The organism is Lelliottia amnigena (assembly GCF_019047465.1).
Classification (GTDB): Bacteria; Pseudomonadota; Gammaproteobacteria; order Enterobacterales; family Enterobacteriaceae; genus Enterobacter; species Enterobacter amnigenus.
The window spans coordinates 219,559-236,031 of sequence record NZ_CP077236.1; the positions used below are offsets into that span (position 1 = coordinate 219,559).

Below are 16,473 nucleotides of genomic sequence, written 5' to 3' on the forward strand. Positions count from 1 at the left end.
AAATGAAGGTGGCGTATCCCTTCTTCATTTATCTATTACGACTACTATTCACCCATGAATACTCTGACTGTCTTAACTCCTCATGTAAGTTGTCAGGCAACATTTCTTCAGGTTGATAATCTCTTTTAACTTCATATACTAAGTTTGAAAATACTTCAAGAAGTTCGTCTTTATCTTTCGAGAATTTAGCAAGCGCGAGACGAATATCTCTTGAATAATTTTCTAAATTCTTATGGTACCGAGTTGCTTCGCATATCTTTTCATAAGAATACCAGATGTCATTAATATTTTTAAAAATTTCCATGTGACCATCCATATCTTGGACACTGTTATCTTGCGAGTAAGTAAAAACGACATCGATAAGCCCTGAAAGCTCTTTTGCCTTTTCAACAATTACAATACTCTCTCCTCGGATAAGTGAAGAAAGCCATTTCATCTTGGACCTTTTGGTGAGAAGGTCTCTATTATTAAATTTTACCGTTGCGCTACCACCATTATTTTTGTTTGCAGCTAAAATTAGTTTTTCAACTTCATTTTCATTCATGACTTTGTAGTAAATAACGGGATTAGATGTTCTATCACCAAGAACTATGGACACCAAAACCACGACTCCATCAATCTGATTCCAGTAATTAAAATCTGAAAGATACAAGGATATGTTAGGAGAGTCAGAAACAGTGCTCTTTATTTGAACTGCAAAAAAGTCACCAGTTGAAAACTCCTTGTCAAAAACTTCAACTTGCGCATCAATCCCAATATCTATATCAAGAAGTCTGCAAGCCCATTTAAAGTTTGAAACAACCCAATATGCAAAATAATATTCTCCTGACCATCCAGTTATGCTTGTATCTTTAAATCTTTTCACTGTATCAATCCTTTGTAGCTGAATTTTTATTAGACGGGTCAATCTTTTTTAACACGTCAATTAGACCTATGATTATTTTCTCTTGTGGTAATTGAGGTGTTTTCTCAAAATTGATGTTGCTACTCCTAAGATCTTGCAATGTTTTACTAAAATCGCCTCCTTCTTTTTTACTTATAATATAAGCCAGCCTCTGATTTTCAAAATCAGTCCCAAGTTGCATGTAATATCTAATGAACACCAAAACGGCTCTCATTATGAAACCAACAAATATTATTAGAGATAGAGTTAGTAGGACCGTAGCTATCGAATCAGCAATTTTTTCACTCTGATTTTTTGTGGTGTTGTAAGTGATCCCTTTCCAAGCCTTATAGGAAGCCTCTTGTTCCGGACTGAGGGGCTTAAAGGAACCGACTTCCGAGTTATTGCCTAAAAATACACCCACATGCCTATCCCCCTCATTTTTACCAGTATTAAATAAAACCAGATCGCCCGGCTTGAGGTTATTTTTTTTAATTATGGACGCATTAAGAATATCGGAAATCCAGTTTTTCTGATTGTCCTTATATCCAACAATAAGAGTCGTAACTAAAGTGGCAGCCATAATCAATAGAATTATCAGAGCGATGTTTGTCCGTCTCACAAACCTTGCTCTATGCTCTAAAACACTATAGACATCTATATCGCTACAAACGGTTTCTTTTTTGTCTGATGACATCTTCCTTTCCCAGTGTCGATTGCATAAGTTGCTCTACTGAAAATAGTTATACCTTAACATTTAACTGACTGGAATCATTACTGTAAATCTGACCTGCTCCCTTTGAATAACACTGGCTTAGGATATCGACGTCCGCTTCTGGCACTTTGCCGACTGTCATGTCATTACCACCACAAATCTAGCGGATAAAAAAAGCCCGTGAATACGGGCTTTTTTTGGTTACATCCAATGGGTTTGCTGCTGACCAATCTTTGTCGGGTGCGGCGGTATCGGCACAACTTCACCGGTGAAACGATAGAAAACGATTGTGTTTCGACCGTGAAAAGGTGCAGCTGCAGTTGATGTGTGTGCACTGATGAGAACTGCAGTTGATGTGTGTGCACTGATGAGAACTGCAGTTGATGTTGGTGCACTGATGATAACGCTCGTTTGTCATGTCTGAAAAATAGCGACTCGTGCGAGCATGAGCTGGGCACAGCATTTTGGGCAGTGAAGCATGATGATCACCCTCCAACGTTGCCGATATATGCACGTTACTCACTAACCTTTGCGGGATAGTTTTACCGGACACCTAAATCCCAAGTGCAGCAAGGATGGCGGTTTCCATTTTCTCCGGTGTGGTGATCGGTGCAAAACGCTTGAGCGGTTTACCGTCGCGTCCAATCAGGAATTTCGTGAAGTTCCACTTGATCCGCCCACCCAGCACGCCGGGCAATTCGCTTTTTAGATAACGAAAAACCGGGTGCGCTGCAGTTCCGTTGACCTCGACTTTCTCGAACATCGGGAAGCTCACCCCGTAGTTAATGTGGCAGGTCCGCGCAATGTCGTCGGCCCCGCCGGGTTCTTGTTTACCGAATTGATTGCAAGGGAAACCAAGCACCACCAAACCCTGTGCGGCGTATTTCTTATGAAGCGCCTCAAGGCCGCCATATTGTGGCGTGAAACCGCACTGGCTGGCGGTATTGACGACCAGAACCACCTTACCCGCGTAGTCGTTCATAGAGATAATCTGGCCGCCAAGGCTGGTGGCCGTAAGTTGATAAAAGGCGGTCATAGGGGAATCCTCAAAGTTGAACCGGTTCGACGTCGACATTAACCTATTGTGCTGTCTCGGGAGCACAGGGTATGTGTCGTGAAGAGAAGACCCCGGTCCAGAGTGCGTGGCAGGTCGGGAATCGTATGCGATTCATCTTTGCAAAGTCGAACGGTAAGAGCAACCAACAGGCACCCTGCGCCAGATTTTACTCAGTATTATCTCGATTCAGGCCAGCGGCCACTGCCAAAAGCAAGGCTGCTGTCGCTAACCCGCAGGCCAACCAGAGTGTGTCTGTCAGGGCCATCATATCGACGATCTGCCCCCCGCTCCACGATCCCAACGCAATCCCAGTGTTGAATACCCCGACATAAAGCGCAGCGGCAATTTCCACCGCACGCGGTGCGGCTTTCATCATCCAGGTCATCAGTCCGACGGAAAGTCCACCATATGCCAGCCCCCAAAAGATGAGAACACCGCCGCCCCCAGTGACCGATTGCCCGGTGGTAATAAACAGTAACGGCGTTAACACAAGACCTGCCGCAATCATAATAAGAGTGAATGTCGTGTAGCGCGCTGCGGTGATGCCCGCCAGAAAGTTACCGACGATACCTGCGACACCGTAGGCGAACAAGATGGCGATTAACAAAAGCCATTACTGCGCTGAACCTGCTACTTCGTGGATTGCGACGAGTAGAATGATATTTATGTCAGCACTCACTGCCAGGCGGAGTCCACTCCTGGTACGGAGGCGACAGCCACGCAATCATCATCACAAATCGATGAGGGACATATTTTGTCCCTTTCATCCTGTTCTTACGCGCTTTTCCCTTCCCTGAGATACACTCTTGGTAGAGCTAAATAGGGAGCATCGTGGATGGCGACATATCCGGAAAGTTTACTGATCCTCAACGGCAAAAGTGCCGGTAACGAACTGCTGCGCGAGGTCATCTCTGAACTGCGTGATAACGGAGTGATTATTCACGTTCGCGTCACCTGGGAAAAAGGCGACGCCGCGCGTTATATCGAAGAGGCCTGCCAGTTGGGCGTTGAGACCGTTATCGCAGGCGGTGGCGACGGGACAATCAATGAAATTGCGACCGCGCTTATCGAGCGCGATGCGGCGGATCGTCCGGCGATGGGGATTTTACCGCTCGGTACCGCGAATGATTTCGCCACCAGCGCGGGGATTCCGGAAAGCCTGGATAAAGCGCTCCAGCTGGCGATTGCGGGGAAAGCCGCGGCGGTGGATATCGCTCAGGTTAATGATAAAACCTGCTTTATTAACATGGCGACAGGCGGTTTTGGCACGCGGATCACCAGCGAAACGCCGGAAAAACTTAAAGCTGCGCTCGGCGGCGTGTCGTATTTGATTCATGGCCTGATGCGGATGGATATGCTGAAGCCCGACCGCTGTGAAATCAACGGTGAGAATTTTCACTGGCAGGGCGATGCACTGGTGATTGGCATCGGTAACGGGCGTCAAGCCGGTGGCGGGCAGCAGCTTTGCCCCGATGCATTGATTAATGACGGTTTGCTACAACTGCGTATTTTTACCAGTGATGGATTGCTGCCGGCGCTGTTCACCACGCTGACCAATCCAGAAGAAAGCCCCAATATTCTCGACGGTCAGTCCGCGTGGTTTGAAATTATCGCCCCACACGGTATGACGTTTAATCTGGACGGCGAGCCGCTAAGCGGTGAACATTTCCGTATTTCGCTGTTGCCCCGCGCGCTGAACTGTCGACTGCCGCCCGATTGCCCGCTTTTACGCTAATGTTTTAGCGCTGCACGAAAAGTCCCCTCTCCCGCGCGGAGAGGGAATCATCGTTTTAATACACCGCCACTTCACGCGCCATTTCACGACTGTACTGCTGGCTGGCATTCACCAGCATGCGGGTATAGTCGGTTTTGGCATTGCCAGCCACCAGCTCATCAACGGTCAAGGTTTCCAGAATTTTGCCGTACTGCATCACGGCCACTTTCTGGCACAGATGCGCAATCACCCCCAAATCGTGCGTCACCATCAGATAAGTGAGATTGGATTCGCGCTGCAAATCCGCCAATAAATTCAGGATCTCGGCCTGCACGGAGACATCCAGCGCTGACGTCGGCTCATCCAGCAGCAGCACCTGCGGTTCCAGAATCAACGCCCGGGCAATCGCCACGCGCTGTCGTTGGCCGCCCGAAAGCTGGTGCGGATAGCGATCGCGAAACGCCCGGTTGAGTCCCACTTTGTCCAGCAAACCGTGGATGCGGCGATCCCGGTCATTCATGCCCTGAATTTGTAGCGGTTCCTCCAGAATGTCACCGATGGTATGGCGCGGATGCAACGAGCCGTACGGATCCTGAAACACCATCTGCACGCGACGGCAGCGTTCCTGGCTGATGCGCTTCTCCAGGGGTTTGCCGTTGATTGCCAGCTCCCCGTCCCAGTGGGTAAACAGACCGGCGAGGCATTTCAGTACCGTGGTTTTACCGGAACCCGATTCGCCCACCAGTCCGTAAATCTCCCCTTCCTTGACGTGAATGTTCACGTCGTCCAGCACCTGATTACGCTTCTCACCTTCGCCAAACGCGAGGTTGAGGTGTTTAATCTCGATCATCTCTGCTCCTTACTCGGTGAGCCAGCTGGCCTGACGCTGCATGACGGGTAACGTCGGACGGCGATGGTTAAGTTCCGGCAGCGCGTTGATCAGGCCCTGCGTGTACGGATGTTTGGCGTTATGCAGATCGCAGGCAGCGATGGATTCCACCACCCGCCCGGCGTACATCACCAGCACACGGTCGCAGAAACTGCGTACCAGGTTGATGTCATGGCTGATAAAAATCAGCCCCAGACCACGCGATTTCACCAGATCGTCCAGCAACCCCAGCACCTGCAAACGCACGGACACATCCAGCGCGGATGTTGGTTCGTCGGCGATCACCAGATCCGGGTCGGTGATGAGCATCATCGCAATCATGATGCGCTGCCCCTGACCGCCGGAAATTTCATGCGGATAAAGGTTATACACCCGCTCCGGCTGGCGGATGCGCACCACATCGAGCATCTCCAGCACTTTGGCCTTGGCCTCGGCTTTGCGACCAGGATGGTGCGTCAGCCAGGCTTCAGCAATCTGGTTGCCGACGCAAACCACCGGATTGAGCGAGTATTTCGGGTCCTGCATGATCATCGAGATGCGCTTGCCGCGAATGCCGCGCATTTGCGCCTCGCTGACGCGCTGAAGATCCACATCGCCAAACTGCATGCGCGTGGCGCTGATACGGGCTTTCGCCGGGTGCAGGCGTAATAGTGCGCGCCCGACCGTGGATTTACCGGAACCTGATTCGCCGACAATTGCCAGCTTTTCGCGTCCGAGCTGGAAGGAGACGCCGCGCACCGCGTGGGTGACCGCGCCGCCGTTGATAAAATCGACGTGGAGATCGCGCACGTCGAGCAGAGGTGCATTATTCGCTGCGAGGATCGAGGATGTCACGTAGGCCATCTCCTAAGAAGTTAAACGCCAGGCTGTTGATCAAAATCGCCAGCCCCGGAATAGTCACTACCCACCAGCACTCCATCATGTAGGTGCGCCCGCTGGAAATCATTGCGCCCCACTCCGGCTCCGGCGGCTGTGCGCCAAGCCCAAGGAAGCCCAGCCCGGCAGCGGTCAGGATGATCCCGGCCATATTCATGGTGATGCGGATAATGACCGACGGCAGACACAGCGGCACGATATGTCGCCACAGCACGCGTGGCGCGGACGCCCCCTGCAAACGCACGGCGGAGATAAAATCAGCCTGACGCAGTGAGAGCGTTTCGGCACGTGCCAGACGGGCAATCGGCGGCCATGCAGTGATCGTAATCGCGATGACCACGTGCTCAAGCCCTGGCCCCAGCGCGGCGACAAACGCCAGCGCCAGAACGAGGCTTGGGAACGAGATGAAAATGTCGGTCACGCGCATCAGCACCGCATCGACTTTGCCACCGAAATACCCGGCGGTGACGCCCAGCAACAGGCCCAGCGGCCCCACGGTAACCGACACCAGCAGCACGATGTAAAGCGTGATACGCGAGCCATAGACCAACCGGCTAAAGATATCGCGACCGAATTCGTCGGTGCCAAACCAGTGCTGCGCGTTCGGCGCGACCAGCGCATTGTTGAGATCCTGAACCAGCGGATTGTACGGCGCGATCCACGGAGCAAACGCCGCGACAATCAGCAGGAGCAGAACAATTCCGCCGCCAATCGCGGTCAGCGGATTGCGCGCCATTTTGCCTACAAATCCTGCGGCGCGCAGAGCCGTACGTTTAATACGCTGACGGCTTTCGCTGTTGCGTGCCCCCAGCGGCGTATCCAGAGAAACGGTCATGATTTCGTCCTCGGGTCGAAGAATTGATACAACATGTCGGAGAGCAGGTTGAGCATCACGAAGATCAGCCCCACCAGCAGCACACAACCCATCACCGCGTTCATATCGCCGAGCAGTAAACTGCCGGTGAGATACGAGCCAAAGCCCGGCCAGGAGAAGACGGTTTCAATCAGGACCGCACCTTCAAGCAAAGAGCCGTAGGCCAGCGCCACGACGGTCAGGAGCTGTACCAGAATATTGCGGAACGCGTGATTCCAGATAACCTGACGCTCGGTTAAGCCTTTCACGCGCGCCGTGATGATGAACTCCTGCGACAGCTGCGCCAGCATAAAGCTGCGGGTCATACGGCTGATGTAGGCCAGCGAGTGAAATCCGAGCAAGGACGCAGGCAGTACCAGATGGTTTATCGCGTTCCAGAACACCGCGCTGTTGCCCGCCAGCAGTGCATCGACGGTCATTAATCCGGTACGACGCGGCACGATACCGTCCAGCCCCAAATCAAGCCGTCCGGCCCCGCCCACCCAACCGAGCCAGGCGTAGAACAGCAGCAGCCCCATCATCCCGACCCAGAAGATCGGTGTGGAATACCCCGCCAGGCTAATGATACGGACCACGTAATCGGAAAGGCTGTTGCGACGGGCTGCCGCCAGCACGCCCAGCGGAATGCCAAGCCCTGCGCCGACGATAATCGCCATGGTGGCCAGCTCCAGCGTGGCCGGGAAGACGCGCATGATATCGTCAGTCACCGGTTTACCGGTGAGCAGCGCATTGCCCAGATCACCATGCAGGAGATTGTTCAGATAAATGCCGAACTGCGTCAGCAGCGACTTATCAAAGCCTAACTGCTGATACACCTGCTGATAGGTGCTGTGGTCGGCATCCGGGCCGACAATCGCCAGCACCGGATCGACCGGCATTACGCGGCCGATAAAAAACGTCAGCACCAGCAGGCCAAACAGCGTGATCAGCACCTGCGTCAGTCGCTTCGAAAAACGACGGGTACGCGAGCCGGGAGAGAGGATCGCAACGCTCATTTGTCACCTCCGGTTTTATACACTTCGCGCAGGAACGTGGTGGCTGACGGGTGCGACTGGAAGTTTTTGACTTCATTACGCACCACCACGGAATCGACCATTTGCGAGAGCGGAATCATCGCCGGGATCAGCTCGTCGTAGCGTACCTGGATTTGCTGGTAATCGGCAATTTGCTGTTTCGGATCGCGCTCAAGCAGCGCTTTGTCGATCATCTCATTCAGCGGTTTATCGTAGAAACTGGTGCGCCAGCCCTGGAAGTTGGTCAGCCGCGCTTCGTCGCTGTTGTCAGGGTTGTAGACCAGCGCACGCAGGCTGGAATGCGGATGTGGCTCCACGCCGCTGCCGCCGCGCCCGACCAGCAGATCGAATTTACGCTCGCGCATTGCGCCGTAAATCTGGTTCCCGGTGCCGGTGATGATTTTGGCGTTGATCCCCGCCTGCATCAGCGTCGACTGCACCGCGATGGCGATATTCAAAAACGGCTGATCGGCCAGTACGCGCAGCGTGGTGTCAAATCCTTCCGGATAACCTGCTTCCGCCAGCAGTTTTTTGGCGCGCGGGATATCCAGCTTGTAGCCCGGATCCGGCAGCGTCGACGGCATTCCGGCTTTAATCGGCCGCTGATGCAGTACGCCATATCCCGGCATCAGCGCCTTATTGATGCCCTGATAATCGATCAGATAACGCACCGCTTCACGCACTTTAGGGTTCGCGAAATGCGCCTCTTTCATGCTCATCGCCACGTAATACACCGTCCCTTTTTGCACGGCTTCAACCGTGAGGTTTGGGTCTTTACGCAGGGCGTTGATGTCGGAGACGGCCATATTATTGGCAATATCCAAATCGCCTTTTTCAATCATCAGGCGCAGGGTTTGTGATTCCTGGAAATGGCGCAGCACAACGCGGTTCATCTTCGGCTGTTCGCGCCAGTAGTGCGGATTACGCTGCATCCGCAGCACGTCCTTCGCCTGCCAGATGTCGAGCATAAACGGCCCTGACCCGGCTTCGTTCGTTGTCAGCCAGCGGTTGCCCCAGTCGTTATTGACCTCATGGGTTTGCACCGTTTTGCTGTCGAGCACGCCCAGGTTGCCCAGCGCGCCGAGAGAGTAAATCACCAGCTGGGGATCGTTGGCTTTCGGCAACACGATCTGGACCGTGTAGTCGTCCGGCGCGCTGATCTGCTGGTCGATATTTTTTTTACTGAAGCCATAGGATTTCCATACCGAGGCCTGCGCCAGATTAAGGTGCAGCAGACGGCGCATCGACCACACCACGTCCTGTGCGGTGAGCGGGTTGCCGGAATGGAATTTGACGTCATCACGCAGATGGAAGGTCAGGGTTTTGCGGTCAGGGGCGATATCCCAGCGTTTCGCCAGCGCGGGCCTGACGTTGGTGAGCTGGTTTGGATCGAGTTCCACCAGCGAATCGTAGAGATTCACCACGATGCCGACCACTTCGTTCCCGGTCATGGCGGCCGGGTCGAGCGTCAGCAGGTTGTTCATATTCATACCGATGATGAGCTGGTCGGGCGGCGTTTTTGCGTACGCCGCACCGCTCCCCATCATCAGCGAGAGCGCGAGTAAACACGCCCCCGTGAGGGAGTTTTTGTTCATCTGTGTATACCGTTTGTAGGGTGAGATATCGTTATGTGTCAGTCGTGGCTGACGGTATTGTTTTCGATATACGCAAAATTAATGTCTTCGCCCAGTCCTGGGCCAGTCGGCAGGCTGACAATGCCGTTTTCATCCATCGGATCGACGATACTGTTGAGGTAGGCGGCGGGTTCATCGTAATCCAGGAACGGATGCAACAGACCGCGTTCGTACCAGCGGCAGTTCTTGATGGCACCGATAACTGCCAGGCTTGCAGCGCCGTTGCCGTGGACTTCGCAATCCATGCCAAACGACTCAGCAAGGTTCGCCACTTTGAGCGTCGGGGAAATGCCGCCCACACCGTTTGCGCCTGCGCGTAAGATGTCGCACGCACCCGCCTTAACCCAGTCGGCGCGGCTGTGGTGTTTTCCGCCGAGGCTTTCCGGGCCAATGATTGGGATGGACAGGTTTTCAGCAAGCCAGGCGTAAGAGGACATGCTCTCTTCTTCCATCGGTTCTTCGAACCAGGCAAAGTCGAGTTTCTCCAGCTCTTTGCCGATGTACAGCGCTTCGGTACGGCTGTACCAGTGATAGCCGTCGATCATCAGGTCGATATCCGGACCGACCGCTTCACGCACGGCAGCGCACGCTTTGACGTCCATTTTGGGGTTTGGCGCGAAAGAAACCGGCGGCATCCAGGTGTGCAGCTTGATGGCTTTATAACCGCGCGCCACCAGTTTTTCAGCAAAGCTTGCGTATTCGTCCGGCGTCGAGAGGCCACCCGGCAGATCGTCACCGCACATGGTGCTGCCGTACGCAGGCACTTTATCGCGGAACCCGCCCAATAGTTTCCACACGGGCATATTCAGTTTGCGACCGATCAGATCCCACAGCGCTTGCTCCACAAACGACAGGGCGCGTTCGGTAAGCTGATGCGCGCTGCCGCGCTGCCAGTGCGCCAGATCCTGCCAGATGCGTTCGCGGTTGAACGCATCCTGGCCGACCAGCACTTTACGAAAGAAGGTATTCACAACAAAAGGGCGCACCACTTCCGGCGGTGCAAATGAATACCCTTTAGTGCCATCGTCTGCGGTAATCGTCAGCATCGCCATTTTGGCCATGCTTTCAGGTCCAGGATGCGAGTGCCCGGCGGTGTCGGACACCCGACGCGTGGGATACTGGAAGACGGTGACGTTTACAGATTCAATTTTCATTATCAGTCCTTAACACAACAGAGGTCAGAGCGACGTCGTAATTTGAAAAGCTGTTTCGAAACTAACTTTAAGCGCAAAATTCATCCACGGCCTTAGACAAATTCCGCTAAGCATCGGCCATTTATTGTGCATATGCACGGGAGGGAGTGATACTTTTCACAAAAGGACAGAGAACTGTGAAGTGGATCGGGCGGCGAGTTTGACTGAAATGAAATTGGGTTTCGGATTTTAACCGTGCGGTCTGGTGCCCTCACCCCGCCCTTCTCCCACGGGAGAGGGAGAAAGCACTGAGCAGTACTTCTCTCCGTTGCAGAAGAATAGTGTGAGAGGAAAATTGAGGGAGAAAAGAGTGCGCCGGGCGATTCCCTCTCCCACCGGGAGAGGGTTAGGGTGAGGGGAAATTTACGCAATCGTCACTTTGCTATCCAGATAGACATCCTGCACCGCATTTATCAGCTTAACGCCATCGGCCATCGTCTTTTTAAACGCTTTTCGACCGAGGATCAGCCCCATCCCACCAGCGCGTTTGTTGATAACCGCCGTCCGTACCGCATCGGTTAAATCGGTTTCACCGCCTGCCGCACCGCCGGAGTTAATCAAGCCGGCCCGCCCCATATAGCAGTTCGCAAGCTGGTAGCGCACCAGATCGATGGGGTTATCGCTGGTCAATTTGCTGTAGACGCGGTCGTCCGTATAGCCAAAATTCACCGCTTTGTAGCCGCCGTTATTTTCAGCCATTTTTTGCTTCACGATATCTGCGCCGATGGTGGCCGCAAGATGGTTGGCCTGACCGGTAAGGTCTGCAGAGACGTGATAATCCACGCCGTCTTTCTTGAACGCATTATTACGCAGATACGCCCACAGCACGGTCACCATACCCAGCTCGTGCGCGCGCTCAAAGGCTGCGGAGATCTCTTCAATCTGCCGACGCGACTGCTCAGAACCAAAGTAAATGGTCGCCCCGACCGCCACCGCACCCATGTTAAAAGCCTGCTCCACGCTGGCATACAGCGTTTGGTCATATTCAGTGGGATAACTCAGCGTCTCGTTATGGTTGAGCTTAACGAGGAATGGAATGCGGTGTGCGTAGCGACGTGACACCGAAGCCAGCACGCCGTAGGTCGACGCGACACAGTTACAGCCGGCTTCTATCGCCAGCTCAACAATATTTTTTGGATCAAAATAGAGCGGATTCGCGGCAAATGATGCGCCAGCAGAGTGCTCCACGCCCTGGTCAACGGGCAAAATGGACAGGTAGCCGATTCCGCTCAGCCGTCCGGTGTTGTAAAGCGTCTGCATGTTCCGCAGCACTGCCGGTGGCCGGTTGTTATCAATCATGACGCGGTCAACGTAATCATGGCCCGGCAGATAGAGCTGCTCGGCTGGAATAGTCATACAACGATGCTGTAAAAGGCTGTCGGCGTCTTTGCCAAGCAACTGCGCAATATCAGTCATAGTGATGCTCCCGTAAGTTCCGACGTCATGTCGGAGCGAGTGAACCAAACCCAAATTTCATGGGCAGACTAAGCCTGGTACCGACACAGCAGAATTTCCACCGCCTGCGCTTTTTTTCAGCACACTGTGCTGGCGCGTTTCGTGTACAACAAAACTGTTACATTGATCAAACATTCACCACAAAGGTATTTAAAAGGTATTATTGAATGGTATGTTAAAGGCGTACCCTCTCTGACATGCAGGATTAAATAATGAAAACGAAAGTCCAACTGTCATTCATGATGTTTGTTGAATGGTTTATCTGGGGCGCCTGGTTTGTGCCGCTGTGGCTGTGGCTGAGCAAAAGCGGCTTTACCGCTGGCGAAATTGGCTGGTCTTACGCCTGTACCGCCATCGCTGCCATCCTCTCGCCGATTCTTGTTGGCTCCCTGACCGACCGTTTCTTTGCCGCGCAAAAAGTATTGTCGCTGCTGATGTTTGTTGGTGCTGCCTTGATTTATTTCGCCGCACAGCAAACCGAATTCAGCAGCTTCTTCCCGCTTCTGCTGGCCTATTCACTGACCTACATGCCAACCATCGCGCTGACCAACAGCATCGCCTTCTCCAACGTGGACGATGTGGAAGCCGACTTCCCGCGCATCCGCGTGATGGGCACAATTGGCTGGATTGCGTCGGGTCTGGCCTGCGGGTTCTTACCGCAAATGATGGGTTATAACGATATTTCTGATACCAATATTCCACTGCTTATGACGGCAGCGAGCTCTGTCGTACTGGGTGTCTTCGCGCTGTTCCTGCCCAACACGCCGCCGAAGAGCACGGGGAAAATGGACATTAAAGTCATGCTGGGGCTGGACGCGTTGATCCTGCTGCGCGACAAAAATTTCCTGGTGTTCTTCTTCTGTTCATTCCTGTTCGCAATGCCGCTGGCGTTTTATTACATCTTCGCTAACGGGTATCTCACTGAAGTCGGCATGAAAAATGCCACCGGCTGGATGACGCTCGGCCAGTTCTCCGAGATCTTCTTTATGCTGGCGCTGCCGTTTTTTACCAAGCGCTTTGGTATCAAAAAGGTTCTGTTATTAGGTCTTATCACCGCCGCCATCCGTTACGCCTTTTTCGTCTTTGGCGGTGCGGACGAGTACTTCACCTACGGCCTGCTGTTCCTCGGTATTTTGCTGCACGGTGTGAGCTACGACTTCTATTACGTCACCGCCTATATCTACGTGGATAAGAAAGCGCCAGTGCATATGCGCACCGCCGCGCAAGGATTGATCACGCTGTGCTGTCAGGGTTTTGGCAGTCTTTTAGGCTACCGCCTGGGCGGCGTGATGATGGAAAAAATGTTTGCTTATAAAGAGCCGGTGAATGGGTTGACCTTCAACTGGGCCGGAATGTGGGCGTTCGGCGGCATCATGATCGCCGTTATCGCCGTGCTGTTTATGCTGTTTTTCCGCGAATCGGATAAAGAGATCACCGCAATTGAGGTGGTTGATGGCGATACCGCGCTGACACGAGGGGAAGTTAAATGAAAGCAGATCGTATTCTCGGTGCCCTTTATGGGCAGACGCTGGGAGACGCAATGGGCATGCCGTCGGAGCTGTGGCCGCGCAGCCGTGTCAAAGCGCACTTCGGCTGGATAGACCGCTTTTTGCCGGGACCTGCAGAGAACAACGCCGCCTGCTATTTTGGTCGCGCGGAGTTTACCGATGATACCTCCATGGCACTGGCGCTGGCCGATGCCATCATCGAGTGCGACGGACAGATTCATGCTGACACCATTGGGAAGCACATCCTGCTGTGGGCAAACCGGTTCGATGCCTTCAACAAAAATGTGCTCGGCCCGACGTCTAAAATTGCGTTGAACGCCATTCGCGACGGGAAGCCCGTCAGTGAACTGGAAAATAACGGCGTGACGAACGGTGCGGCGATGCGCGCCTCACCGCTGGGCTGCCTGCTCCCGGTCACCCGTCTTGAGCATTTTGTGGGTCAGGTTGCGCTTGCATCCAGCCCGACGCACAAATCGGATCTGGCGATTGCCGGTGCGGTAGTGATTTCGTGGGCGATTTCCCGCGCGATAGACGGCGAGTGCTGGCAGAACATTGTCGACGCCCTACCCGGCATTGCGCGCTACGCTCAAGAGTCCAACGTTACGACCTTTAGCGCGTCGCTGGCGGCACGTCTCGAACTGGCGCTAAAAACCGTGCGTGAAGCCAACGGCATCGAATCCGCCAGCGAGCGGATTTATCAGCTGATCGGCGCTGGAACCAGCACGATCGAATCCGTTCCGGCTGCAATTGCGATGGTAGAACTTGCCGGCACCGACCCCAATCGCTGTGCCATATTGTGCGCCAATCTCGGCGGCGATACGGACACCATCGGGGCAATGGCAACGGCCATTTGTGGCGCATTACACGGTGTTCAGGCCATTAACCCGGAATTTAAAGCTGAACTGGATGCGGTCAATCAGCTCAATTTTGAGTATTACAGCGAAAAACTGCTGCACTATCGGGAACAAAGAGAGGGCACATGAACACAGGATTTTCCCGCCGTCTTGAGTCGCTAACAGCACAGCGTCCGGTGACGGTTCTGGGCGCAGCGGTCATCGACGTGATCGCCGACGCTTACGCCCTGCCCTGGCGCGGCTGCGATATTGAGCTTAAGCAACAGGGCGTTAATATTGGCGGATGCGCGCTGAATATTGCCATCGCGCTGAAACGTCTGGGTATTGACGCGCAAAACGCGCTGCCGGTGGGGCATGGCGTTTGGGCAGATATCATTCGCAACGCGATGGCAACACAGGATCTGCACAGCGCGGTGGAAGCCGAAACGGGCGATAACGGCTGGTGCCTGGCGCTGGTTGAGCCAGACGGCGAGCGCACGTTTATGTCGTTCAGCGGTGTGGAAAATCAGTGGCAGCAGCGCTGGCTGGACACACTCGTTGTGCCCGCAAAAAGCCTGGTCTATTTATCCGGCTATCAGCTGGCCGCACCCTGTGGTGAGTTGCTCACCCGCTGGCTGGAGCAACTGCACGACGTCACCCCGTTTATCGATTTCGGCCCGCGCTTCGAAGATATTCCGGATGCATTAATGGCGCGGATTATGGCCTGCAAACCGATTGTTTCGCTTAACCGTCAGGAGGCGCATATCGCCGCCGCGTGCATTGGCGCTGATGACGCGTCACTGGGCAAAGCCTGGCAGAAGCGCTATGGCTGCCCGCTGATTGTGCGTTATGACAAAGACGGCGCGTGGTATTACGACGGCGAAAACACCGGGCATGTGGCGGCGTTTCCCGCAACCGTGGTGGACACGATCGGGGCAGGCGACAGCCACGCGGGCGGAACGCTTGCAGGGCTAGCGGCGGGCTGGGGCTTTGCTGATGCTGTCGCGCTGGGAAATGCAGTGGCGGCGTGGGTCGTCAGTCACCGCGGCGGCGACTGTGCGCCGACGCGCGAGGCATTACTCCTCGCACACAAAGACATATAAATCGCTTCGGCAGTAGCTGATGCTGTACTCAATGGGCCGGTGTTGCTGGTCAAGCGCAACCTGCTTGATCACCAGCACCGGAATTTTTTCGTCCATGTTGATATGCTTCTGGAACTCACTGTCCGGCATCCGGGCGCTCACGCGAGAGCGCGTGCGCTGCGGGAAAACGTTTTGGCTACGGAAATAGTCATACAGTGAAATGCCAATCGCATCGGGGTCGTGAATGAGTCCAACCGGAACCCAGGACTCTTCAATGGAGACTGCATCTTCGTCCACGTAGCGAATGCGTTTAAGCATGAAAACGTCACTTTGCGGAGCGATGGACAATTCCCCCGCCACGTCATCCGGGCATTTCACGATCCGCTTGTTGACCCACAGCGTGTCAGGTTTTTTGCCCCGCAACACAACCTGCTGAGAAAATCCGCGCGCCTCTTTCAGCGAGTATTCAAAGATATTGTTGATTTGCGTCCCGTAACCGCGGGCGCGCGTCACCACGCCCTCTTCTTCCAGCGCCTGCATCGCTTTACGCACGGTGATGCGTGACACACCGGTCAGTTGGCTCAAATCGCGCTCACCCGGCAAAATATTGCCATGCTCCAGCGCGCCGCTACGGACGGCGTTTTTTACCGTCTCGGCGAACTTAAGGTATAGCGGAGTATTATCCGCTGCCGCAATACGTTCATTTAGCTGAGCAATTAATCGGGTATGCGCTTGTTCCATCTCTCT

General features: G+C 53.9%; 16 protein-coding genes and 1 pseudogene. 4 read left to right on the forward strand and 13 right to left on the reverse strand.

All coding sequences use genetic code 11. The features are described 5' to 3' along the window. Nucleotides 1-28: 28 nt before the first annotated feature. From I6L74_RS01080 to I6L74_RS01100, 5 genes and pseudogenes are all read right to left on the reverse strand, one after another. Nucleotides 29-865, reverse strand: a complete 837-nt coding sequence (locus tag I6L74_RS01080) for a DUF4365 domain-containing protein (RefSeq protein ID WP_059179207.1) — start codon at nucleotides 863-865, stop codon at nucleotides 29-31. 4 nt (nucleotides 866-869) lie between these two features. Then, nucleotides 870-1,580 carry an NlpC/P60 family protein gene (locus I6L74_RS01085; protein WP_059179208.1) on the reverse strand — a complete coding sequence of 237 codons (711 nt, stop codon included), beginning with the start codon at nucleotides 1,578-1,580 and terminating at the stop codon, nucleotides 870-872. 373 nt (nucleotides 1,581-1,953) lie between these two features. After that, nucleotides 1,954-2,078 (reverse strand): annotated as a pseudogene (locus I6L74_RS21340) (ogr/Delta-like zinc finger family protein); the annotation flags it as partial. A 73-nt stretch (nucleotides 2,079-2,151) separates the two neighbouring features. Then, nucleotides 2,152-2,634, reverse strand: coding sequence for a glutathione peroxidase (locus I6L74_RS01095; RefSeq protein WP_059179209.1), 483 nt, complete (start codon nucleotides 2,632-2,634; stop codon nucleotides 2,152-2,154). A 187-nt stretch (nucleotides 2,635-2,821) separates the two neighbouring features. Further along, nucleotides 2,822-3,262 (reverse strand): MFS transporter, encoded by a 441-nt coding sequence (locus I6L74_RS01100; protein ID WP_059179210.1) that lies wholly within the window; start codon nucleotides 3,260-3,262, stop codon nucleotides 2,822-2,824. A 228-nt stretch (nucleotides 3,263-3,490) separates the two neighbouring features. Between I6L74_RS01100 and yegS the strand changes: the two genes are divergently transcribed. Beyond that, a complete protein-coding gene (gene yegS / locus I6L74_RS01105) occupies nucleotides 3,491-4,390 on the forward strand; it encodes a lipid kinase YegS (protein ID WP_059179211.1) in 900 nt (299 codons plus the stop codon). Between the two features lie 55 nt (nucleotides 4,391-4,445). Here yegS and I6L74_RS01110 read toward each other — a convergent pair whose 3' ends face one another. From I6L74_RS01110 to fbaB, 7 genes are all read right to left on the reverse strand, one after another. After that, a complete protein-coding gene (locus I6L74_RS01110) occupies nucleotides 4,446-5,219 on the reverse strand; it encodes an ABC transporter ATP-binding protein (RefSeq protein ID WP_059179212.1) in 774 nt (257 codons plus the stop codon). A gap of 9 nt (nucleotides 5,220-5,228) precedes the next feature. Then, entirely contained in the window at nucleotides 5,229-6,092 is an 864-nt protein-coding gene (locus I6L74_RS01115) for an ABC transporter ATP-binding protein (RefSeq protein ID WP_059179491.1), read from the reverse strand. Next, the gene (locus tag I6L74_RS01120) at nucleotides 6,064-6,969 is read right to left on the reverse strand and encodes an ABC transporter permease (protein ID WP_059179213.1); all 906 of its coding nucleotides are present in this window, start codon (nucleotides 6,967-6,969) and stop codon (nucleotides 6,064-6,066) included. Before I6L74_RS01120 ends, I6L74_RS01115 begins: the two co-directional genes overlap by 29 nt. Continuing rightward, nucleotides 6,966-8,003 carry an ABC transporter permease gene (locus tag I6L74_RS01125; RefSeq protein ID WP_059179214.1) on the reverse strand — a complete coding sequence of 346 codons (1,038 nt, stop codon included), beginning with the start codon at nucleotides 8,001-8,003 and terminating at the stop codon, nucleotides 6,966-6,968. Before I6L74_RS01125 ends, I6L74_RS01120 begins: the two co-directional genes overlap by 4 nt. After that, complete coding sequence (locus I6L74_RS01130; RefSeq protein WP_059179215.1) at nucleotides 8,000-9,616, reverse strand: ABC transporter substrate-binding protein; 1,617 nt, start codon at nucleotides 9,614-9,616, stop codon at nucleotides 8,000-8,002. Before I6L74_RS01130 ends, I6L74_RS01125 begins: the two co-directional genes overlap by 4 nt. Nucleotides 9,617-9,654: 38 nt before the next feature. Further along, on the reverse strand, nucleotides 9,655-10,809 hold the full coding sequence (locus tag I6L74_RS01135) for a mandelate racemase family protein (RefSeq protein ID WP_059179216.1): 1,155 nt from the start codon (nucleotides 10,807-10,809) through the stop codon (nucleotides 9,655-9,657). A gap of 402 nt (nucleotides 10,810-11,211) precedes the next feature. Beyond that, nucleotides 11,212-12,264, reverse strand: coding sequence for a class I fructose-bisphosphate aldolase (gene fbaB / locus I6L74_RS01140; protein ID WP_059179217.1), 1,053 nt, complete (start codon nucleotides 12,262-12,264; stop codon nucleotides 11,212-11,214). Nucleotides 12,265-12,515: 251 nt separating this feature from the next. Between fbaB and I6L74_RS01145 the strand changes: the two genes are divergently transcribed. The 3 genes from I6L74_RS01145 to I6L74_RS01155 are packed head-to-tail and all read left to right on the forward strand — an operon-like array spanning nucleotide 12,516 to nucleotide 15,747. Beyond that, nucleotides 12,516-13,793: a nucleoside permease gene (locus I6L74_RS01145; protein WP_059179218.1), complete on the forward strand. Its 1,278-nt coding sequence runs from the start codon at nucleotides 12,516-12,518 to the stop codon at nucleotides 13,791-13,793. Next, nucleotides 13,790-14,794, forward strand: a complete 1,005-nt coding sequence (locus tag I6L74_RS01150; RefSeq protein ID WP_059179219.1) for an ADP-ribosylglycohydrolase family protein — start codon at nucleotides 13,790-13,792, stop codon at nucleotides 14,792-14,794. Before I6L74_RS01145 ends, I6L74_RS01150 begins: the two co-directional genes overlap by 4 nt. After that, a complete protein-coding gene (locus tag I6L74_RS01155; RefSeq protein ID WP_059179220.1) occupies nucleotides 14,791-15,747 on the forward strand; it encodes a PfkB family carbohydrate kinase in 957 nt (318 codons plus the stop codon). Before I6L74_RS01150 ends, I6L74_RS01155 begins: the two co-directional genes overlap by 4 nt. Here the strand turns inward: I6L74_RS01155 and I6L74_RS01160 are convergent. Continuing rightward, on the reverse strand, nucleotides 15,721-16,467 hold the full coding sequence (locus I6L74_RS01160; RefSeq protein WP_059179221.1) for a GntR family transcriptional regulator: 747 nt from the start codon (nucleotides 16,465-16,467) through the stop codon (nucleotides 15,721-15,723). The two genes, I6L74_RS01155 and I6L74_RS01160, sit on opposite strands and share 27 nt — an antisense overlap. Between the last annotated feature and the right edge of the window lie 6 nt (nucleotides 16,468-16,473).

Bases quoted from the DNA above. Each gene is read 5' to 3' on its own strand.
- I6L74_RS01125 (WP_059179214.1), bottom strand. From the start codon at position 8,003: ATGAGCGTTGCGATCCTCTCTCCCGGCTCGCGTACCCGTCGTTTTTCG.
- I6L74_RS01145 (WP_059179218.1), top strand. From the start codon at position 12,516: ATGAAAACGAAAGTCCAACTGTCATTCATGATGTTTGTTGAATGGTTT.
- I6L74_RS01160 (WP_059179221.1), bottom strand. From the start codon at position 16,467: ATGGAACAAGCGCATACCCGATTAATTGCTCAGCTAAATGAACGTATT.
- I6L74_RS01120 (WP_059179213.1), bottom strand. From the start codon at position 6,969: ATGACCGTTTCTCTGGATACGCCGCTGGGGGCACGCAACAGCGAAAGC.
- I6L74_RS01150 (WP_059179219.1), top strand. From the start codon at position 13,790: ATGAAAGCAGATCGTATTCTCGGTGCCCTTTATGGGCAGACGCTGGGA.
- I6L74_RS01155 (WP_059179220.1), top strand. From the start codon at position 14,791: ATGAACACAGGATTTTCCCGCCGTCTTGAGTCGCTAACAGCACAGCGT.
- yegS (WP_059179211.1), top strand. From the start codon at position 3,491: ATGGCGACATATCCGGAAAGTTTACTGATCCTCAACGGCAAAAGTGCC.
- I6L74_RS01095 (WP_059179209.1), bottom strand. From the start codon at position 2,634: ATGACCGCCTTTTATCAACTTACGGCCACCAGCCTTGGCGGCCAGATT.
- fbaB (WP_059179217.1), bottom strand. From the start codon at position 12,264: ATGACTGATATTGCGCAGTTGCTTGGCAAAGACGCCGACAGCCTTTTA.
- I6L74_RS01110 (WP_059179212.1), bottom strand. From the start codon at position 5,219: ATGATCGAGATTAAACACCTCAACCTCGCGTTTGGCGAAGGTGAGAAG.
- I6L74_RS01130 (WP_059179215.1), bottom strand. From the start codon at position 9,616: ATGAACAAAAACTCCCTCACGGGGGCGTGTTTACTCGCGCTCTCGCTG.
- I6L74_RS01085 (WP_059179208.1), bottom strand. From the start codon at position 1,580: ATGTCATCAGACAAAAAAGAAACCGTTTGTAGCGATATAGATGTCTAT.
- I6L74_RS01135 (WP_059179216.1), bottom strand. From the start codon at position 10,809: ATGAAAATTGAATCTGTAAACGTCACCGTCTTCCAGTATCCCACGCGT.